The following is a 19188-nucleotide window of genomic DNA, read 5'->3' as shown; positions in this document are numbered from 1 at the left end:
GCCGGTCCGCAACCTCGGTCAAACCATGATCCGGCGCGGGTCCGCGATCAGCGCGGCGTAGCGCGACAGGAACCGTGCGGCATCGGCGCCGTTGATCACACGATGATCGTAGGTCAGATCCAGCGGCACCATCGGCACAGGCTCCCATGCCTCGCCGGTCCAGTGCGGCACGGTTTCGGTGCGCGTCAGACCAAGGATCGCCAGTTCCGGCGGGTTCACGATCGGCGTGAAGGCAGTGCCACCCAGCCCGCCAAGGTTCGAGATTGTCATGGACGCGCCGCCCATCTCGTCGCCGCGCACCTTGCGGTCCTGAGCGCGCCCTGCAAGGTCCGTGATCTCGGCCGCGATGGCCCACAGGCCCTTGCGATCCGCGTCGCGGATCACCGGCACCATCAGCCCGTGCGGCGTGTCCACCGCGATGCCGACATGCACATAGTCTTTCAGTGTCAGCGTCGTGCCGTCCGGCGACAGTGAAGCGTTGAAGCGCGGATAGTCGCGCAGGCAGCGCGCCAGCGCCTTCACGTGAAAAGCGAGCGCGGTCAGCTTCACGCCGCGCTCCATGGCCTCTGCCTTGAGGCGCGCGCGGGCTGCCTCGACGCCGCGCATGTCGGCGCGGTCATGGTGCGTGACGCTGGGGATCAGGCTGTGTGCCGCGCCAAGATTTGCCGCCGCGACCTGCGCAAGACGTGGCATCGCCTCGTCCCGGACCGGGCCGTGCGCGGCATGGTCGACCGCCCAGTAGCGCTGCGGGTCGGGCGCGCCCGGTGCAGACTGAGTCGCAGGGGCTGCGGTGCCCCCGCCGCCAAGGTGCCGGTCCACGTCCTCGCGGGCGATGTTCGCGCGGCCACTGGCCTTGGCGACCTCCTCGATGTCCACGCCCTGCCGCGCCGCATGGGCGCGGGTCGCAGGACTTGCGATGATGTCCATGTCGTCCCCCTTACCAGTCGGCCGAGATGTATTGCGTTTCCATGAATTCGTGCATGCCCTCGTGGCCCCCCTCGCGGCCGAGCCCGGACTGCTTGACGCCGCCGAACGGCGCCGCCGGGTCAGACACCAGCCCGCGGTTCAGCCCGACCATGCCGTATTCCAGCCGTTCGCAAACCTGCATCGCACGCTTCATGTCGCGGCCGAAGACATAGGCGACCAGCCCGTATTCGGTGTCATTGGCGCGCGCGATCACGTCTTCCTGGTCGGTGAAGGACTGGATTGCGGCGACCGGGCCGAAGATCTCGTCATCGACGCAGTCGGCGTCGCGCGGCACGTCGGTCAGCACGGTCGGCGGATAGTAGAACCCCGGCCCGTTCGGAACGGTGCCGCCGAGGCGCAGCTTCGCGCCCTTGGCCACCGCGTCGGACACGAAATGCGCCACCTTGTCCCGCGTCGCGGCATTGACCAGCGGGCCGACATCCACAGACGGATCGGTGCCGTTGCCAACCTTCAGCGCCGCCATGCGAGCGGTGAACTTGTCCACGAAGGGTTCCATCACCGCGTCGTGGATGTAGAACCGGTTGGCGGCAGTGCATGCCTCGCCGAGGTTGCGCATCTTCGCAAGCATCGCGCCCTCGACCGCGACATCGATATCTGCATCGTCGAACACGATCAGCGGGGCGTTGCCGCCCAGCTCCATCGCCGGTTTCAGAACCTGGTCGGCGGCGGCGCGCAGCAGCTTGCGGCCGACCCCGGTAGAGCCGGTGAAGCTGACCACCCGCACACGCGGATCGTGCAGCAGGTGGTCCACCACCTCGGCCGATTTCGTGGTCGGAAGGACGTTCACCAGCCCCTTCGGCACGCCGGCTTCCTCAAGCAGGGGCATCAGCGCGAGCATCGTCAGCGGCGTCTCCGCGGCGGGCTTGATGATCACCGGGCAGCCGGCGGCCAGCGCCGGAGCGATCTTGCGCGTGCCCATCGCCGCCGGGTAGTTCCACGGCGTGACCAGAACGGCGATGCCCGCTGGCTTGTGCTGTACGACGATCCGCGCGCCGCTGGCGGGAGCGTGAGTGATCAGGCCATCCGCGCGCACGGCTTCCTCGGAAAACCAGCGGAAGAACTCGGCGGCATAGGCTGCCTCGCCACGCGCGTCATTGCCGGCCTTGCCGTTTTCCAGCGTGATCAGGTGTGCGAAATGGTCGAGACGGGCGGTCATCAGTTCCCAGGCGCGGCGCAGCACCTCGGCCCGCTCGCGCGGCTTGCGACCCGCCCAGTCCGCGAAGGCGGCCTGCGCAGCGTCAAGCGCCGCATCCGCATCGGCGATCTCGGCCGAGGCGACGGAGGCCAGCACGCTTTCGTCCGCCGGGTTGATGACGTCGAAGCGCGCGCCGCCCTGTCCGGGGCGCCAGCTGCCGTCTATGAAAAGGTCGGTGTAATCCATGATCTTTTTCCGTTTCCGGTCAGAGAATGTGGCGCAGCGGGTCGGCAAGACGCGCCGCAAACGCATTCAGAAAAGTGATGGCCTGAGGCGGCGGCATCCGGCCCTCCAGCGTCACGCGCATCAGGTCGCCCTGCCGCGTCAGGCTCAGAACCGGGACCGCCTCGGACCCAAGCTGCACGCCAGTGATGGCGGTTCGTGCGAGGTCGCGCAAGATCACCGCGGGGGTTGCGTCACCCGGTGCAAGCGCCGCCAGCGGCGTGCCGGGTGCGACATCGAAGGCGCGTGCCGGGCCGACGCCTGGCACCTCGACGCTCACTGCGCCTGAAGTGCCGCCCGCTTCATGCCAGGCGGCGGCGGCGAAAGCGGCCAGGGCGGCGGCGCGCGGGGCCGAATGGCCGGTCTCGCGGGCCAGCCAGTCGGTGAACCCGGCAAGGGCCGCACCGTCGATCTCTGCGGTCAGGCACTGCGCTCCGCCGGAGGCAGTGGCGGCTGCCGGGGTCTCTGCCGCTGCCGGAGGCATGGCGCGCAATGTGTCCAGGTCGGCCACGTGGAACGGCTGCGGAACGCCCTCGGCCACGAGCCGAGCAAGGTCCAGGCCTTCCTGCGCTGCCAGCCTGCGCGCCTTCGGGGATGCCAGGATGCGCCCTCCGGTGTCCGGTGCGATCCTGCGAGCAGGTGCCGGTCCGGCCTCTTGCGCCTGGGCTTCGCGAGTGGCTTGGGGCGCGGGAGCCGCGGTAGGCGCCTCGGGGGCCTTTGCCGCGGGTGCCGCTGCTGCTGGGGCATCTGCACGGCTGCGCTGGACCGGGGCGTCCGGCTTGTCCGCGCTGATGACAGCGATCACCTCGCCGACCGGCACGTCCTCGCCCTCGGCAGCGAGCACCGCGGCAAGATACCCGTCATGGCCTGCGGGCACCTCCATCGTGGACTTGTCTGTTTCGACCTCCAGCAGAACGTCGTCGGCGCCGACTTTCGTCCCGGGCTGCACCGACCAGCCGACGATCAATCCGGTGTCCTGCGCCATGCCGAGTGCGGGCATGATGACCTGCCGCCCTTCGGGCAGCGCGGCGCCCGCCCCGGAACCTTCCGAAGCCTCCGCAGGGCCGTCCGCCGGTTCGGCCTTCGGCTCGGGCGTGCCCGAGCCTTCGGGCGTTTCGCTGATCAGCGCGACCACGTCGCCTACCGGCACGGCTTCGCCTTCGGACGCGCGCAGGTCCGTCAGAAACCCGTCATGGGCCGCCTCGACCTCCATCGTGGCCTTGTCGGTCTCCACCTCCATCAATGCGTCGCCCGCCTTTACGGGATCGCCCGGCGCCTTGAGCCACGCTACAAGCACGCCGCTGTCCTGCGCCATGCCGAGAGCGGGCATGATCACCTCATGCGGCATCGAACAACTCCCCCCGGACCGATTGGCGGGCACGCTCGGCGACGGCCTCGGGCGTCGGTACGGTCAGGTCCTCCAGCGCGGGCGAGAACGGCACCGGAACGTCCATGGCGCCCATCCGCAGCACCGGCGCGTCGAGATGGTAGAACGCCTTTTCGCTGATCCGCGACGCGATCTCGCCGGTGACGCCGTAGCTCTGGTGCCCCTCGTCGATGACGATGGCGCGCGAGGTCTTGCGCACCGACGCGAGAATAGTCTCCTCGTCCAGTGGCACGATCGTGCGCGGGTCGATCACCTCGGCCGAAATGCCGTCCTTCTCCAGCAGCGCCGCCGCCTTCTCGGCCACCTGCACCATCGAAGAGGTGCCGATCAGTGTGATGTCCGTGCCCTCTCGCTTGATGTTGGCCTTGCCGAAGGGGATCAGGTATTCTTCTTCCGGGACCGGGGCCTTGTCCTGGTACATCAGCTTGTCCTCGAAGATCACGACCGGGTTGTTGTCCCGGATCGCGGTCTTCATCAGGCCCTTCGCCTCGTAGGCCGAGGACGGCATCGCCACCTTCAGACCCGGAATATGCGCCACGAGTGCGTGCAGCGACTGGCTGTGCTGTGCGGCGGACCGGCGTGTTGCGCCCAGGTTCGTGCGCAGAACAAGCGGCACGTTGAGCTTGCCGCCGGACATGTAACAGGCCTTCGCGGCCTGGTTGCAGAGCTGGTCCATGATCAGGAAGATGAAGTCGCCGAACATCAGGTCCACGATGGGGCGCGAGCCTGTCAGCGCCGCGCCCACGGCCATGCCTGTGAAGCCCGGTTCGGAAATCGGCGTGTCGATGACGCGCTTGGTGCCGAATTCTTCCACCAGCCCGGCCAGGACCTTGAACGGGGTACCGGCCTCGGCCACGTCCTCGCCGATCAGGAACACGGTCGGGTCGCGCCGCATCTCTTCGGCGATGGCCTCGTTCACAGCCTTGGAAAGTGTAATCTCTCGCATTCTTCTCTCCTCAGGCCGATTGTTTGCTCAGTGCGGCGTCAAGCTCGGGACTGTCCACGTAAACGTGCATGTCCACCTCGCTTGCGTCGGGGTAGCGCGCGGCTTCGGCATAGGCGACGGCCGCCTCCGCGTCGGCGCGGATCTCGTCGTTGATCGCAACCAGGTCGTCTTCGCTGACGACGCCCTGTTCCGTGAGCCACTTGCCGAAATTCAGGATGGGATCGCGGGTGGACTTCCACTCCGACTCCTCGTCCTTCGCACGGTAATACTCGCGATTGATATCGCCGACGTGGTGGCCGTGGTAGCGGTAGGTATCGAGTTCGATGAAGAACGGTCCCTCGCCCTTGCGCGCCCGGGCCACGAGTTTCTGGGTCAACTCGTTCACCGCCAGAACGTCCTGTCCGTCGACCTTGTGCGCCTCGATCCCGAAGGCCTCGGCCCGTGCGGTCAGGCTGCCCGCCGCGATCTCCTCGGTCTTGGTGTACTCGGAATAGCCGTTGTTCTCGCAAGCGTAGATCACTGGCAGCTTCCACAGAGCGGCCATGTTCATGACCTCGTACCACAGTCCTTGTGCGGTCGCGCCGTCGCCGAAGAAACACACCGTGACCTCGTCCGTGCCGCGCAGCTGTGCCGACAGGGCGGCGCCGGTGGCGATGCCCATGGACCCGCCCACGATGGCGTTGGCGCCGAGATTGCCGTGGCTTTGATCGGCGATGTGCATCGATCCGCCCTTGCCCCGGCAGTAGCCTTCTTCCTTGCCCAGAAGTTCGCAGAACATGGCCTTGAAGTCGGCGCCCTTGGCGACGCAATGCCCGTGCCCGCGATGGGTGGAGGTGATCTTGTCATCGTCGGTCAGCGCTTCGCATATGCCGACCGCGACCGCTTCCTGGCCGGAATACATGTGGGTCAGGCCGGGCATCTTGGCCGACAGGTAAAGCTGGTTCGCGTTGTCCTCGAAGGCGCGGATGCGCACCATCTGGCGGTACATCCGCAGGTAGTCCTCGGCATTGCCCTTGGGCGCTGTGCCCTTCTTGGCTGCGGCTTTGGCGGCCATCATGTCCTCCTGGCCGGGCGCTGGGGGCCCGGTGCATTTTCTGTCCTGGAATATCCCCGCCGGGGGTCGCGCCCACGGCGGGGAGTGGCGGTCAGTACCTGTTGGCGATCGGCAGTTCCTCGGCCGGGAACAGGCTGATTACCTCGCACCCGTTCTCGGTCACCACGACTTCCTCTTCGATCCGGGCGGCCGAATAGCCATCCGTTGCCGGGCAATACGTCTCCAGCGCGAAGACCATGCCGGTCTGGATCTCCATCGGGTGATCGAGGCTGACCGCGCGGCTGATGATCGGTCGCTCGTGCAACGCAAGGCCCAGACCGTGCCCGAACTGCAACCCGAAGGCCGCGTCCTCGTTCGGGAACCCGAGGCTTTCGGCGGTCGGCCAGACCTCGGCGACCTTGTCGGTGGTCACGCCGGGCTTGATCATCGCGATGGACGCGTCGATCCATTCGCGCGCCTTCACGTAGGCGTCGTTCTGCGCGGGCGTCGCGCGGCCCACATTGAACGTGCGATAGTAACACGTCCGGTACCCCTGGTAGGATTGCAGGATGTCGAAGAACGCCTGGTCGCCCGGTCGGATCAGCCGGTCGGTGAAGTTGTGCGGGTGCGGGTTGCACCGCTCGCCCGAGATGGCGTTGATCGCCTCCACGTCGTCGGAGCCCATTTCGTAGAGCAGCTTGTTGGACAGCGCGACGATGTCGGATTCCCGCACACCGGGTTTCAGTTCCTCGTAGATCATGTGGTAGACGCCATCGACCATGCTGGCCGCCTGCGTCAGAAGCTGGATTTCGTCCCAGTTCTTGATCTCGCGTGCCGCCAGCATGATCTGCTGGCCGTCCACGACCTTGATGCCTTCTTCCAGCAGCGCATGGAACATCGCCGTTTCGGCATAGTCCACGCCAACCGGCATGTCGGCCATGCCCGCGTCCTTGATCAACTGGGCGATCATCTTGGCATACTTGCGCATGAGCCCGAATTCGGGCGGGATCGTGCCGCGCATGCCGACGACGCCGGCAAGGCAATGGTCGGGTTCCAGCCAGTCGGAATACTTCTGGTGGTGCACCGCCGCGCTGCCGAAGTCCCACACGTAGGGGGAGTCATCGCCGGTCAACAGGCAGAAGCGGCACATCTTGTCCCGCTCCCATTCGCCGATCTTGGTGGACGACACGTAGCGGATATTGTTCACGTCGAACAGCAGCAGCGAACCGGCGTTCGAGGCTTGCAGGGATTGCCGGGTGCGCGCCAGGCGGTAGCGGCGCAGGCGATCATGGTCGATGCGGCGTTCGAAATCCACCGACATGTGGCCGGGGGAAGGCAGCTTGGCTTCCCACTGCCAGTTTGGTTGCAGGTCCTGCGGGGTGAGCAGGTTCGGCATCAGGGCACGAGACATCGGTGTATCCTCCGAGCGGCCCCGCAGGGCCACTATTTTCCATGAATGATTTGTCTTGGTTGGGCGGGGGGCGCTACTGGATGCACCAACCGCCGTCGATATGGATCATCTGCCCGGTCATGTAGTCGCTGTCGGGCGAACACAGGAACGCGGCGGTGCCCATCACGTCCTTGGGGTAGGACACGCGCTTGATCTGCAGTTCGTTGTTCACGATGTCCTCGTAGGCTTGGCCTTCGCGTTCCTTGAACCCGATGTCGATCAGGTCCTTGTCGAGCTGTTCCCACAGCGGCGTGACCACCACGCCGGGCGCATAGCCGTTCACCGTGATCCCGTGTTCCGCCAGCGCCAGCGCGCCGCAATGGGTCAGCGCGAGGCAGCCGTACTTGGATGTGCAGTAGACCGTCACATCGATCAGCGGCTTGCGCGACGCGATCGAGCCTACGCAGATCAGCTTGTAGGGATAGTCCTGCTTGCCCTGCGCGATCATCTGCTTTGCCACCGTCTGCATGCCCAGCCACATGCCCTTGGTGTTCACGTCCATGATCATGTCCCAGTTGTCTTCATCGATATCCATGAAGAACCGGGGCTTGTTCAGACCGGCGTTGAACACGCCGACATTGATCGATCCGAACGCCTCCACGCAGGCGGCCACGGCAGCCTCGTTGTCGGCGCGGCTGGTCACGTTCATCTTCACTGCAACGGCCTTGCCGTTGCCCTTCGCGTTGATGCGATCGGCCACTTCCTGCGCGAGGTCGAGATCAAGGTCCCCAAGGCACACATTCGCGCCCTGCTCGGCGAAATGCTCGGCGTTGCACGCCCCCATGCCCTGGGCCGCGCCGGTGATCAGTATGTTCTTGCCCTTGAGGCGTTCGCTGTCCATTGGGTCCTCCCTGTCGGTTGTCCTGTCGTGTCGTTCGACGGCCGCGTCAGCCGTCTGCCTGCCCGAGCGCGCGTTCGGCCCGGTGTTGCGCGCGCTTGAGCGCGATCCGCGGCGGCGTCAGCCCGCGCAGCATGTCGTGAAGTTCCTCGCCGACGATCGTGATGACCTCGGAAATGCGGGGGATCGGCGGGCGTGGCCAAAACTGCAGCTCGTCGCGCCATGACATCGCGTCCACCGCCTCGAACACCGGCGACAGGCGCCGGACGTCCGGGTCCGCGCCCACGGAATAGCGCGGCGTTGTGCGCGCCCCGTGCTGTACGTAGAGTTTCTGCGCCTCGGGCGAGGTGAACGCGATCAGCGCCTCCACCGCAGCGGCACGCCGCTCGGGCGCGAGGTTGCTGGGGATGCCCAGCACGTAGCCTCCCACCGGCGCAATCGGACTGCCGAGCGGCCCGGCCGGATGCGGCAGGAAGCCGGTATTGCCTTGCGCCGGGCTTTTCGGATCCAGTTCAAAATACGGCGCCAGCAGTGTGTAGCCATAAGCCATAGCCACGTCGCCCGCGGCGTAGGGGCGGATGCGTTCATACCAGGACATCGACAGGATATTCGGCGGCGAGACATCCATAAGCGAGAGCAGGTATTCAGCGGCATCGAGCGCGCGGTCGCTGTCGATCCGCAGTTCGAAATCGCCGCGATCCAGGCGGCTCGCGTCGAAACCGCCCGCGATGCGCGGCATCGACACGATGGGCTGCCCGAAATCGCCGCAGGTCATGATGAAGGTGTGCCCCAGCGCCGTGCCGCGTGCCGCATTCCAGGCAATCCCGTAGCGCCCGCGCGCCGGGCGGTGCAGCCGCCGGGCCACGTCAAGCACTTCGGCCGTGCTGCTCGGCGGAACCAGCCCTTCCTCGGCAAACAGGTCGGTTCGGTAAAACAGCAATTCCGGCGTGGTCTGGGATGGCACACCGTAAGGCCGCCCGCCCCAATGCGCGCCCTGCCAGCCCGCGGTGTGGAAGTCCGACGGATCGAGCCGGGTCACATCCATGATCGCGTCCAGCGGCGCAAGAATGCCCTTCTGGGCAAACTCGCCGATCCAGGGAAGGTCCACCGCGATGATGTCGTAACGCGACTGGCGCCGTGCCGCGTTGCGCAGCGCCTCGTCGCGGAGCCGGTCGATGGAAAAGGCGCGCTGGTGGATGTCGGTTCCCAAGACCTGTTCAAATTGGCGCTTGAGGTCCTTCATCACCATGAAGGTCGGATCGCCGTGCACCAGCCCGCGCAACCCGCCGGGCAGGGCCAGCGGTTCGGGCAGCACGGCGGGCGGCTGGATCGCCTGCCCGTTCATGTAGCTGTCGCCGTAATAATAGTCCTGCGGCCCGTCCTCGGGCTGGTTGCCGCCGAAGCGTTCGATGCTCAGGCGGCGCACCCGGTCGGCGAGTTGGTCGAACTGTTCCAGCATCGCCGGCGAAGGGTGCAGCGAAAAGGTCTTGCCCGACTTGGTGCGCGGGCGCTGTTCGATCAGCCCGGCTTCCAGCATGTCGCGCAGCTTGCGCATCCCGGTGGCGTAGGGCACACCTGAGGCCGCGACCAGGGAAGAGCCGGTCACGAGCCGCCCCTGCACGTGGTGGCGCACGAGATGCGTTGCCATGTTGAGATAGGGATTGGCGACGGACAGGTCGAACGCGGTGTCGATTTCCAGAGCAAGCGAGTCAAGATACTCTGTCACATCGACCAGCGACGCCGGGCGCGGCCGCGGCGTAGACGGCTTGCGCTGTGCCGCTTGCGGCGCGCTGGTGCGATGTTCGAGCGTATCTTTCACAATGGACCTTTTCGAACTGTCCGTTCTGGATGTTTCGGTCATGCCAGCATCCTTTGCCGCATAAATGATCAATTCGAGACTTTTTCGTAATCACCAATATATCCAAAATGATTAAAAAAATGTCCAAAACGGAGGTTTTCACGGTGCCTGAAAATCTGGCGTTCGGGAATTGTCGTACGTGTCGCGCTTGGACGATTCCCGGCGGCCTGACCGGCCCCGGCGCCAAGTTGCGCTGACACATTCCTTGGGAGGAAGACAAAAGATGACAAGCAAGCTGAAGGCGATCATCGCCGGGACCACGGCCGTCGCGGCGCTCTCGCTGGCGGGGGCTGCGGCCGCTCAGGAGTACAAGATCGGCATCACCCAGAACAATGTGGGTGTGGACAGCTATCAGACCACCTATGAACAGGCCTTCATCTCGGCCGCGGAAGCGAACGAGAACGTGGAGGCCGTCGTGCTGGATGCGGGCGGCGACGTGGCGCGCCAGATCGCGCAGATCCAGGACCTGATCCAGCAGAATGTGGATGCGATCATCATCTGGCCGACCAACGGGCAGGCCGTCGTGCCGGCCGTCCGCCAGGCGAAGAACGCGGGCATCCCGGTGATTGTGACCAATTCGAACATCGCCGAGGAAGGTTTCGACTTCATCGCGTCCTTTTCGGGGCCGAACAACATCCAGCAGGGCGCGTCCTCGGCCGAGCTGATGTGCGAAGCGCTGGATGGGTCCGGCAACATCGTGCAGATCAGCGGCCAGCCCGGCTACACCACCGCGATCGAGCGCCAGAAGGGCTTTGAGGATCGACTGGCCGAGGCCTGCCCTGACGTGACCATCATGGAAACCCAGCCGGGCGACTGGAACCGCGAGAAGTCGCAGCGCGTGATGGAAGCGTTCCTCGTGAAGTATGACAACATCGACGGCGTCTATGCCGGTGATGACAACATGGGCGTCGGCGCACTGAACGCCGCCAAGGCCGCTGGCCGCGAGGGCATCGCCTTCATCGGTGCCACGAACTTCGCCGTGGGCTACGAGGCGATGGGCCGTGGCGAATACTACGGGTCGATCTACCAGTCGCCGGTGGACGATGCCGAAGCCGCGCTGCAGACCGCGATCGACGTTCTGGACGGAAAGGACGTGCCTTTCCTGAACTACTTCGAGACGCCGAAGATCACCCAGGAGAACATGGGCGAGTTTTCCAAGCCGGTCTTCTGATCCGGCCCGCGAGGGGCGGCGCCTGCCCGGCAGCGACCGGGACCGGCGCCGCCCTTCGTGTCTGCACGACACCAAGAAACGAGGGAGGGGCCGTCATGGGACGAGTCTCGGGCCGGGTATGCTGCGTCACCGGCGCCGCGCGGGGAATAGGCCGCGCGATCGGCGAGGCGCTGTTGGACGAAGGTGCGGATGTCTGTTTCGCGGACATCAGCGAGGAAGGCGTCGCAGACGTCGCGCGTCAGAATGAGGACCGTGCCGCCGTCGGCGGCGGACAGGTCATGTCGGCGAAGGTGGATGTCACCGACCGCGAACAAGTCGCCGCGATGGTGGACGCCGTCGTCGCTCGCTTCGGCAGATTGGACGTGATGTTCAACAATGCCGGCGTCAACAAGCCCATGAACTTCATGGACGTGACCGAGGCGAACTGGAATTTCATCATGGGGGTCAATGGCCTTGGCTGCTTGATCGGCATGCAGGAGGCCGCGCGCGTGATGATCCCGCAGGGTGGAGGCAAGATCGTCAACACCGCGTCCATCGCCAGCCGCCAGGGCTTCGACAACGTGGCCCCCTATTGCGCGAGCAAATGGGCCGTCGTATCCCTGACCCAATCGGGCGCGCGCGACCTGGCGCAGCACAACATCACCGTAACCGGCTTCGCGCCCGGCGTTGTTGCCACCGAGATGTGGCAGGAAGTGGACCGCGACCTGATGGAGATCGGCGCAGCCAGCCGCCCGGGTGAGGCGATGGAGGCGTTTTCCGAAGGCATCCTGCGCGGCCGCGTGGCGCGGCCCGGCGACATCACCGGCACCACGACTTTCCTTGCGGCGCCGGACAGCGACTACATGACGGGCCAGATCATCATGATCGACGGGGGCATGACCCTTGTCTGACACGGCGGGGCAGGCCCCTGCCGCCGGTACGGCGGCAGACCACAAACACGGGGGGAACGGAAAGATGGCGGAGACGCGCCTCAAGCAGCTTGGCGGGATCGTGGCGCGGCAGGGCATCCTGATCGCCTTTGCGCTGTTCCTTGTCGGCTTCGCGGTGTTTTCGGAAAGTTTCAGTTCGACCGAGAACCTGACCTCGGTCGTGCGGCAGTCGGCAATCATCGGCGTGATGGCGATCGGCGTGACCGTCGTCGTCATCAGCGGCAACCTCGATCTTTCTGTCGGCTCAATGCTGTCCTTCGCCACGGTCATGGTGGTGGATTTGCACGACAAGATCGGACCCGGGCCCGCAATGCTGGTGATGCTGGTCGCCGTGCTGTGCCTTGGCTGCCTGAACGGTTTCCTGGTCGGGATGCTGCGGCTGAATTCGCTGATCGTCACGCTAGGTATGCTGTCGGCCATCCAGGGCCTGACGCTGATTTACTCGGGCGGCCAGAACGTGGACATCGCCGACCAGGAGGGCACGTGGTTCGCACTGTTCGGGCGGGGCGAGATCCTTGGTATCGCAGCGCCGATCGTGATGTTCGCGGTGCTTGCGGTGGTGATGCAGGTGGTAATGTCCTCCACCGCCTATGGAAGACGGGTCTATGCGGTGGGCGGCAACCCGACGGCGTCGGTCTTTTCGGGCATCCGCCGCAGCCGGGTGGTGTTTTCCACCTATGTTATCTCGGCCTTTTGCGTCGGGCTGGCGGCGATCATCCTTGGCAGCCGGGTGATGGGGTCGCAGAACAATGTCGGGCAAGGCTACGAACTTCTGGTGCTGGCCGGCGTGATCCTTGGGGGCACGTCGCTTCTGGGCGGGTCGGGGACGATCCTGAAGACGGTGATCGGAGTGCTGATCCTCGGGTTTATCCAGAACGGCCTGCTTCTGCTTGGGTTTGCCTACTACGTGCAGTGGCTGGTGACGTGGGTGGTGATCATCCTTGCCGTCTGGCTTGACGTGGCCGCGAAACGTGGCCGCCTGTTTTCCCCCATCGCGTGACGGAGACCTCAATGGAACGTCTGAAAAGCAACCGTGCGGGCAAGTGGCTGGTGCAGAATCCGATCTGGGGGTTCATCGTCATCATCTTCGTCTTCTTCAGCCTGTCGAACGAATACTTCTTCGATATGCGCAACTTCCAGAACATCCTCGTGCAGACCTCGACCATCGGTCTGATCGCGCTTGGCATGACGCTGGTGATGATCAACGGCAACATCGACCTGAGTGTCGGGGCCGTGGTCGCGCTGGCCGCCTCTCTCATGGTGGATATCCAGAGCTGGGAGGCCTTCTCGGGTTGGGGCAACTGGCAGATGCTGCCCGCCCTGCTGGCCGCGCTGGCGGCGGGAACCGCGCTGGGGGCGCTGAACGGGATCATAGTGTGGAAGACCGGCGTCGATGCCTTCATCGTCACGCTGGGCGCCATGCTGGGCGTGCGCGGGCTGGTGTTCATCTACACCGAAGAACAGTCGTTCTTCGCCATGAACTTCACTTTTTCGGACATCGGCATGTCGTCGGTCGGTCCAGTTCCGTCGTTGGCGGTTCTGTTCCTGATCGCCACGGTGGCGGTGCATATCCTGCTGTCGCGCACCGTGCACGGGCGCAATACCTATGCTGTCGGCGGCAATCGCGAGGCGGCGGTGAACGCGGGCATCCGCGTCGGCCCGCACATGGTGGTCAACTTCATGATCGTGGGCTTCTTCGCAGCGCTGGCCGGGGTCACGCTGTCCTCGCAGATGGGTGCATCGACGCCGAACCTGGGGCGTGAGTACGAGTTGTGGGTGATTACCGCCGTCGTTCTGGGTGGCACCAAGCTGACTGGCGGTGCGGGCAGCATCATCGGCACCTTCGGCGGCGTGCTGGCCATCGGCATCTTGCGCAACGGGATGAACCTGATGCAGGTGCCGGCCTTCTACGTGCTGGTGATCCTCGGTTCCATCCTGATCGCCGTGCTGTTCCTCGACAAGCAACTGACCCGCAAGGGCGCGGAGGCGCTGAAGACATGACCGAGCAAACCCAAACCCCCGCGCTGCGGCTGGACGGCATCGTCAAGACATTTCCCGGTGTGCGTGCGCTTGATGGTGTCTCCTTCGAGGTGCGCGCAGGCGAGGTCCATGCCTTGCTGGGCGAGAACGGCGCAGGCAAGTCCACCCTGATGAAGGTTCTGGCCGGTATGCACCAGCCAAACGAGGGCCGCATCTTCATCGAGGAGCGGGAAGTGACGATGGAAAGCCCGCTGCACGCCAAGGCGCAGGGGGTGGTCTTGATCCATCAGGAACTGAGCCTGGCCGAGGAACTGACTGTCGCCGAGAATGTCTATCTTGGCGAATTGCCGCGCAAGCGCTGGGGCTTCGTGGACTGGACGACGCTGAACGCGAAGACCAACGAGATCCTGAAGCGGCTGAACTGCAATTTCGATGCAACGACGCGGGTATCGGATCTCTCCATTGCCAAGAAGCAGATGGTGGAGATCGCCCGTGCGCTAACGGTGGACGCGAAGGCAGTGGTGTTCGATGAACCCACCGCTTCGCTGACCGATGCCGAAAAGGTCGTACTGTTCGACGTGATCCGTGACCTGCGGGCACGGGGAGTCGGCATCGTCTACATCTCGCACCGAATGGACGAGATATTCACCCTGTCGGACCGCCTTTCGGTGCTGCGCGACGGCAATTATCGCGGGACGCTGGTCACCGCCGAGACGGACGAGGACGAGGTGACGCGCCTGATGATCGGCAGGTCGCTGAGCTACGAGCGCAACCACGAGCATGTGGAGTTGGGCGAAGTCGCGCTAGAGGTCCGGGGCTTGTCCTGCGGGTCGCTCTATCACGATGTCAGCTTCGAGGTGCGGCGCGGCGAGGTGGTGGGCTTCTACGGGCTTGTCGGCGCCGGGCGCACCGAGATCGCCGAGACTCTTTTCGGGCTACGCACTCCGTCAGCCGGCACGATCCTGCTGGAGGGCGAGGAGGTGCGCATCGACAGCCCGGTGGACGCCATCGCGCAGGGGATCTCGCTGGTGCCGGAATCGCGCAAGGAACAGGGCTTGGTGCTGGGCATGTCCTGCCGCGACAACATCACTCTGCCGCAGATCGGCGACCTGACCACCGGGCCGTTCGTGTCCAACGGGGCCGAGGTTGCGATCTACGACATGTACCGCGACCGGCTCGACATCCGCTCGCCGTCATGGCGGCAGGCTGTGGGCAATCTGTCGGGTGGCAACCAGCAGAAGATCGTGATCGGCAAGTGGCTGGCGATGAAGCCGCGCGTGCTGATCGTGGACGAGCCGACGCGCGGCATCGACGTGGGCGCCAAGGGCGAAATCCACAATCTGATCCGTGAACTGGCCAAGTCTGGCTATGCGGTGATCGTTATCTCGTCCGAGATGCCCGAGGTGCTGCACGTTGCCGACCGGGTTATCGGAATGTACCAGGGCGAGATTATCCGTACCTTCGACGCTGGCGAAGTGACGGAGGACAGCCTTGTGCAGGCGATCTCCGGCATCCGGGCCGACAAGGCGGCCTGATGCGTCTGGGCTTCGCCGGGCTGGGCCGAATGGGCGCGCACATGGCCGCGAACCTGGTGCGCGCGGGCCATGACGTCACGGTCTGGAACCGCTCGCCTCGCGCGGCGGCCGAGGTGTCGTCGGACCTTGGCGCAGCGGTGGCCCGCAGCCCCCGCGCACTGGCCGAGGGGGCCGAGGTCGTGATCACCATGCTCGCCGATGATCCGGCGTCGGATGCGGTGCATCGCGGCGCGGACGGGCTCTTCGCTGCAGTCGGACCGCGCGTGTTGCTGGAGATGGGCACCATGAGCCCGGAGCATATTCGCGCGCTGGCCTCCGACGCGCCGCAGGGCGTGCAAGTCATCGATGCGCCGGTGTCGGGCGCCACGCAGGCCGCGGCCGACGCTGCGCTCATGATCATGCTGGGCGCCGACCGCGCGACCGCCGACCGGCTGGCGCCGGTGCTGGGCGCGATGGGCCGCGAGGTGATCCCGCTCGGGTCGGTTGGGGCGGGGTCGGTGATGAAGCTGGCGATCAATTCGATGATCCACAGTCTGAACCAGACCGTGTCCGAGGCCTTGATGCTGACAGATGCAGCGGGCATCCCGACCGCTGGCGCGTTCGATGCGATCGAGGCGTCGGCCGCCTGCGCGCCGATGCTGCGCTACCGGCGCGATCTCTATCTCGACGAGGCCGGGCAGGCGGTGACCTTCACCCTTGACCTTGCCGCGAAGGATATGCGCGTGACCTGCGCGCTGGCAGACAGCCTTGGCGTCGCCATGCCGCAGGCTGCGCTGAACCTACAACGCCTGCAACGGGCCAGCGCGGACGGATTTGGCGCGCGGGACATGGCATCGCTTCTGAACCACATGCGCGGGGAGGCGCAGGAAACATGAAAGCCGTTCTTTTCGCCGGTGGTTGGGAAGGCCACGACCCCACTGCCTTCGCCGACTGGTGCCGTGAGTTGCTGCAGGCCAACGGCTTCGACGTGACAGTGCATGACACGCTGGAACCGCTTGCCGATCCCGACAGCATGGCCGACACCGATCTGATCGTGCCGATCTGGTCCTCTGCGCGGTCCGGCCACCGCGAGGAATTCGGCAACATGACCAAACCGCAGGAGGACGGGCTGCTGAAGCTGGTCGGCGCGGGCTGCGGTCTGGCGGGCTGGCACGGGCACATGGGCGACGCGTTCAGGGACCGGCCGACCTATCATTTCCTGATCGGCGGGCAGTTCGTCGCGCATCCGCCGGGCTGGCCCGACAACCTGCAACCGCGCGAGGACTACATCGACTACGACGTGACGATCACGCGCCCCGCCGATCCGCTCGTTGCCGGGATCAAGAGCTTCCGGTTGAAGACCGAACAGTATTTCATGCTGACCGATGCCAGCAACGAGGTGCTGGCGACGACGACCTTCTCCGGCGATCACCTTTGGTGGATCGAAGGCACAGTGGTGCCGGTGGTCTGGAAGCGTCGCTGGGACAAGGGGCGCGTCTTCTACTGTTCCATCGGGCACGAACTGGATGACCTGAAAGTGCCTCAGGTGACCGAGATCCTTCGCCGTGGCATGATCTGGGCTGCCGAAGGGCGCGCTGCCGCCAGCGCGCGCCCGGCGGCCTGACAAGTGAAAGGGGCCGTACGCGAGGCCCATTTACGGGTCCACATCAAGAACCACTCCCGTCGACGCAACTCGGCGACGAACTAGCCGAAGCGCGCCGACACAGCCTACCAGTAGCAGCGCGGGTGCCGGCACAAGGATGGACGCGGTGTCAATCATCAGGTGCTGCGTGCAGCCGCAGCCGCAATTGCCGGGCTCATCACAAGAAATGCCGAAGCTGGAAACGCTGGGCGACGGCGACAGCAGTGAGGCGCCGATGGAAAAAGCCGTAATTCGATGCATTCAACGCGACGACGGCATCTTGGTTCGGCGCGAAGCTGAGCACGTCGGTCTAGCTACCACCGTAGGCAAAAAAGGCGCCGCAAACCTTCGTTCCGTCGCCGGGATCCGCGAAGATGCGCGTGCAAGCAATAACCGCGCCGTGCATTTTTCGTGGGCGACGTCAGCATATTCCAGAACCGAAGCGCTGCATCCGCGGTTTGAACATAGCGGCGCAGTTCGACCGTCAATCGCGTGATGGTCTGACGGCCATGCCCCGAAAGACCGAAGAAAAACACCTTCGGAGGATATCGTTCCGAGGATGCCCGGTGAGCTCGTCGTCGCGGTTCGGATCAACGGTCACAAGTGTAGCTGACCATCATCCCCGATTGTCGCGGCATTGGCTGGCCAGCCCTTGGTCCGTCCCGGCGGTAACTTGGGAAGCGTGCGCCGGTAGTGCCCCGCGGCGTGGTGTAAGAGGGCCGGCCTTCGGAGAGGCTCGAGTTGGTCAGGTCGCCACGGCGGGCAGTCTGACGTTGTGAGTATCGGTGATGCGGGCCAGCGACTCCAGCCCCATGTAACGGCGCGCGACGGCCCACTCGTCGTTGGTTTCGATCATCAGCGCGCCGACCAGACGGATGATGGCCGCGTCGTTCGGAAAGATCCCGACGACATTGGAACGGCGCTTGATCTCCTTGTTGACGCGCTCAAGCGGGTTGGTCGAGCTGATCTGCGCCCAGTGCTCCCTGGGGAAGTCCATGTAGGCGAGCACGTCGTCGCGGGAGGCGTCCATCATGGCGCCGAGCCGGTCATTCTTCTCACGGAGGGCGTCGGCGATGGCGTCCCACTGGGTCTCCGCCTCGGCCTTGGTCTCCTGGGCGAAGATCGTCTTGAGCATTGCGGCCACGGCGGTGCGGCTCTTGGCCGGGGCATGGGCGAGCGCGTTTCTGAGCCAGTGCACGCGACACCGTTGGTGGGTCGCATCGAACACTCGGCGGGCTGCGGCCCTGAGCCCCTTGTGATCGTCGGCCACGACGAGCTTCACGCCGCGCAGGCCGCGATCGGCGAGAGAGCGCAGGAAGCCAGTCCAGAACGTCTCCGCCTCGGAGGGGCCGGTGGCGACGCCGAGCACCTCGCGTCGGCCGTCCCCGTTGACCGCCACCGCGATTATTACGGCACGGCTGATGATCCGGCCGTTCTCGCGCACCCGGATGTAGGTTGCATCGAGCCAGAGATAGGGCCAGGCGCCCTCGAGAGGCCGGGTGAGGAATGCCAGCACGCGCTCGTCGATCTCGGCGCAGAGCCGACTCACCTGGCTCTTAGACACGCCACTCCCGCCCATGGCACGCACCAGATCGTCCACGGCGCGCGTCGAGACGCCGTGCACATAGGCTTCCTGGATGACGGCCACGAGGGCCTTCTCCGCCGTCCTGCGCGGTTCGAGAAAGCTCGGGAAGTAGCTGCCCTTGCGCAGCTTCGGGATCGCCAGGTCGATCCGGCCGGCGCGGGTCTCCCAGCCTCTCTCGCGGTATCCATTGCGCTGCGTGGTGCGCGCCGGTGTGCGCGTTCCTTTTGGCGCGCCCGTCGCAGCCTCGACCTCCATCTCCATCAGCCGCTCGGCGGCATAGGCGAGCATGTCGCGGACGAGATCCTCGTCGGCGGACTTCTCCACCAGCTCCATCAGGGTCATTCTATCGTCGGTCATCGTCGTCTCCGGTTCGGTTCCAGGTTTCGCAACCCGAACCTTCTCCGAAGACCGGCGATGGCCGCCAGCGTCACCGCCGGCCGCGCGCTGCGCT

Annotated in this window: 17 protein-coding genes; 8 read left to right on the top strand and 9 right to left on the bottom strand. The window is 65.4% G+C overall.

Annotated elements, in window-relative coordinates; all coding sequences use genetic code 11:
* Positions 1-18: 18 nt before the first annotated feature.
* The 8 genes from DKT77_RS19430 to DKT77_RS19395 all read right to left on the bottom strand — a co-directional run bounded on the left by DKT77_RS19430 (position 19) and on the right by DKT77_RS19395 (position 9919).
* Positions 19-927, bottom strand: coding sequence for a 2-oxo acid dehydrogenase subunit E2 (locus DKT77_RS19430; RefSeq protein WP_109813302.1), 909 nt, complete (start codon positions 925-927; stop codon positions 19-21).
* Between the two features lie 10 nt (positions 928-937).
* Entirely contained in the window at positions 938-2368 is a 1431-nt protein-coding gene (locus DKT77_RS19425; RefSeq protein WP_109813301.1) for an NAD-dependent succinate-semialdehyde dehydrogenase, read from the bottom strand.
* A 19-nt stretch (positions 2369-2387) separates the two neighbouring features.
* On the bottom strand, positions 2388-3752 hold the full coding sequence (locus tag DKT77_RS19420; RefSeq protein ID WP_109813300.1) for a biotin/lipoyl-containing protein: 1365 nt from the start codon (positions 3750-3752) through the stop codon (positions 2388-2390).
* Positions 3742-4737 carry an alpha-ketoacid dehydrogenase subunit beta gene (locus DKT77_RS19415; RefSeq protein WP_109813299.1) on the bottom strand — a complete coding sequence of 332 codons (996 nt, stop codon included), beginning with the start codon at positions 4735-4737 and terminating at the stop codon, positions 3742-3744. The genes DKT77_RS19420 and DKT77_RS19415 overlap by 11 nt, the downstream gene beginning before the upstream one ends.
* Before the next feature lie 10 nt (positions 4738-4747).
* On the bottom strand, positions 4748-5791 hold the full coding sequence (locus DKT77_RS19410; protein ID WP_109813337.1) for a thiamine pyrophosphate-dependent dehydrogenase E1 component subunit alpha: 1044 nt from the start codon (positions 5789-5791) through the stop codon (positions 4748-4750).
* A 91-nt stretch (positions 5792-5882) separates the two neighbouring features.
* Entirely contained in the window at positions 5883-7181 is a 1299-nt protein-coding gene (locus tag DKT77_RS19405) for a M24 family metallopeptidase (protein ID WP_109813298.1), read from the bottom strand.
* 73 nt (positions 7182-7254) lie between these two features.
* On the bottom strand, positions 7255-8061 hold the full coding sequence (locus DKT77_RS19400; RefSeq protein WP_109813297.1) for an SDR family NAD(P)-dependent oxidoreductase: 807 nt from the start codon (positions 8059-8061) through the stop codon (positions 7255-7257).
* 46 nt (positions 8062-8107) lie between these two features.
* On the bottom strand, positions 8108-9919 hold the full coding sequence (locus tag DKT77_RS19395) for an ABC transporter substrate-binding protein (protein ID WP_109813296.1): 1812 nt from the start codon (positions 9917-9919) through the stop codon (positions 8108-8110).
* A 220-nt stretch (positions 9920-10139) separates the two neighbouring features.
* Here DKT77_RS19395 and DKT77_RS19390 point away from each other — a divergent pair, with 220 nt between their 5' ends.
* From DKT77_RS19390 to DKT77_RS19355, 8 genes are all read left to right on the top strand, one after another.
* On the top strand, positions 10140-11087 hold the full coding sequence (locus DKT77_RS19390; protein WP_109813295.1) for a sugar ABC transporter substrate-binding protein: 948 nt from the start codon (positions 10140-10142) through the stop codon (positions 11085-11087).
* Between the two features lie 95 nt (positions 11088-11182).
* Positions 11183-11977 (top strand): SDR family NAD(P)-dependent oxidoreductase, encoded by a 795-nt coding sequence (locus DKT77_RS19385; RefSeq protein WP_109813294.1) that lies wholly within the window; start codon positions 11183-11185, stop codon positions 11975-11977.
* A gap of 64 nt (positions 11978-12041) precedes the next feature.
* Entirely contained in the window at positions 12042-13016 is a 975-nt protein-coding gene (locus DKT77_RS19380) for an ABC transporter permease (protein ID WP_109813293.1), read from the top strand.
* Between the two features lie 11 nt (positions 13017-13027).
* Entirely contained in the window at positions 13028-14017 is a 990-nt protein-coding gene (locus DKT77_RS19375) for an ABC transporter permease (RefSeq protein WP_109813292.1), read from the top strand.
* Positions 14014-15531, top strand: coding sequence for a sugar ABC transporter ATP-binding protein (locus DKT77_RS19370; RefSeq protein WP_109813291.1), 1518 nt, complete (start codon positions 14014-14016; stop codon positions 15529-15531). Before DKT77_RS19375 ends, DKT77_RS19370 begins: the two co-directional genes overlap by 4 nt.
* The gene (locus tag DKT77_RS19365) at positions 15531-16406 is read left to right on the top strand and encodes an NAD(P)-dependent oxidoreductase (RefSeq protein WP_109813290.1); all 876 of its coding nucleotides are present in this window, start codon (positions 15531-15533) and stop codon (positions 16404-16406) included. The genes DKT77_RS19370 and DKT77_RS19365 overlap by 1 nt, the downstream gene beginning before the upstream one ends.
* Positions 16403-17134 (top strand): ThuA domain-containing protein, encoded by a 732-nt coding sequence (locus tag DKT77_RS19360; RefSeq protein WP_109813289.1) that lies wholly within the window; start codon positions 16403-16405, stop codon positions 17132-17134. Before DKT77_RS19365 ends, DKT77_RS19360 begins: the two co-directional genes overlap by 4 nt.
* 145 nt (positions 17135-17279) lie before the next feature.
* Positions 17280-17648, top strand: coding sequence for a hypothetical protein (locus DKT77_RS19355; protein WP_146205052.1), 369 nt, complete (start codon positions 17280-17282; stop codon positions 17646-17648).
* A 249-nt stretch (positions 17649-17897) separates the two neighbouring features.
* Here DKT77_RS19355 and DKT77_RS19350 read toward each other — a convergent pair whose 3' ends face one another.
* Positions 17898-19094 carry an IS256 family transposase gene (locus DKT77_RS19350; RefSeq protein WP_109809696.1) on the bottom strand — a complete coding sequence of 399 codons (1197 nt, stop codon included), beginning with the start codon at positions 19092-19094 and terminating at the stop codon, positions 17898-17900.
* Positions 19095-19188 lie beyond the last annotated feature (94 nt).

It is taken from the genome of Meridianimarinicoccus roseus (genome assembly GCF_003172915.1).
In the GTDB taxonomy this organism is placed as follows: Bacteria; Pseudomonadota; Alphaproteobacteria; order Rhodobacterales; family Rhodobacteraceae; genus Meridianimarinicoccus; species Meridianimarinicoccus roseus.
This window is presented reverse-complemented; position numbering and strand designations above follow the sequence as displayed.

Excerpts from the sequence above, each read along its gene's own strand:
- DKT77_RS19430 (WP_109813302.1), bottom strand. The coding sequence starts at position 927 with ATGGACATCATCGCAAGTCCTGCGACCCGCGCCCATGCGGCGCGGCAG.
- DKT77_RS19425 (WP_109813301.1), bottom strand. The coding sequence starts at position 2,368 with ATGGATTACACCGACCTTTTCATAGACGGCAGCTGGCGCCCCGGACAG.
- DKT77_RS19420 (WP_109813300.1), bottom strand. The coding sequence starts at position 3,752 with ATGCCGCATGAGGTGATCATGCCCGCTCTCGGCATGGCGCAGGACAGC.
- DKT77_RS19415 (WP_109813299.1), bottom strand. The coding sequence starts at position 4,737 with ATGCGAGAGATTACACTTTCCAAGGCTGTGAACGAGGCCATCGCCGAA.
- DKT77_RS19410 (WP_109813337.1), bottom strand. The coding sequence starts at position 5,791 with ATGGCCGCCAAAGCCGCAGCCAAGAAGGGCACAGCGCCCAAGGGCAAT.
- DKT77_RS19405 (WP_109813298.1), bottom strand. The coding sequence starts at position 7,181 with ATGTCTCGTGCCCTGATGCCGAACCTGCTCACCCCGCAGGACCTGCAA.
- DKT77_RS19400 (WP_109813297.1), bottom strand. The coding sequence starts at position 8,061 with ATGGACAGCGAACGCCTCAAGGGCAAGAACATACTGATCACCGGCGCG.
- DKT77_RS19395 (WP_109813296.1), bottom strand. The coding sequence starts at position 9,919 with ATGACCGAAACATCCAGAACGGACAGTTCGAAAAGGTCCATTGTGAAA.
- DKT77_RS19390 (WP_109813295.1), top strand. The coding sequence starts at position 10,140 with ATGACAAGCAAGCTGAAGGCGATCATCGCCGGGACCACGGCCGTCGCG.
- DKT77_RS19385 (WP_109813294.1), top strand. The coding sequence starts at position 11,183 with ATGGGACGAGTCTCGGGCCGGGTATGCTGCGTCACCGGCGCCGCGCGG.
- DKT77_RS19380 (WP_109813293.1), top strand. The coding sequence starts at position 12,042 with ATGGCGGAGACGCGCCTCAAGCAGCTTGGCGGGATCGTGGCGCGGCAG.
- DKT77_RS19375 (WP_109813292.1), top strand. The coding sequence starts at position 13,028 with ATGGAACGTCTGAAAAGCAACCGTGCGGGCAAGTGGCTGGTGCAGAAT.
- DKT77_RS19370 (WP_109813291.1), top strand. The coding sequence starts at position 14,014 with ATGACCGAGCAAACCCAAACCCCCGCGCTGCGGCTGGACGGCATCGTC.
- DKT77_RS19365 (WP_109813290.1), top strand. The coding sequence starts at position 15,531 with ATGCGTCTGGGCTTCGCCGGGCTGGGCCGAATGGGCGCGCACATGGCC.
- DKT77_RS19360 (WP_109813289.1), top strand. The coding sequence starts at position 16,403 with ATGAAAGCCGTTCTTTTCGCCGGTGGTTGGGAAGGCCACGACCCCACT.
- DKT77_RS19350 (WP_109809696.1), bottom strand. The coding sequence starts at position 19,094 with ATGACCGACGATAGAATGACCCTGATGGAGCTGGTGGAGAAGTCCGCC.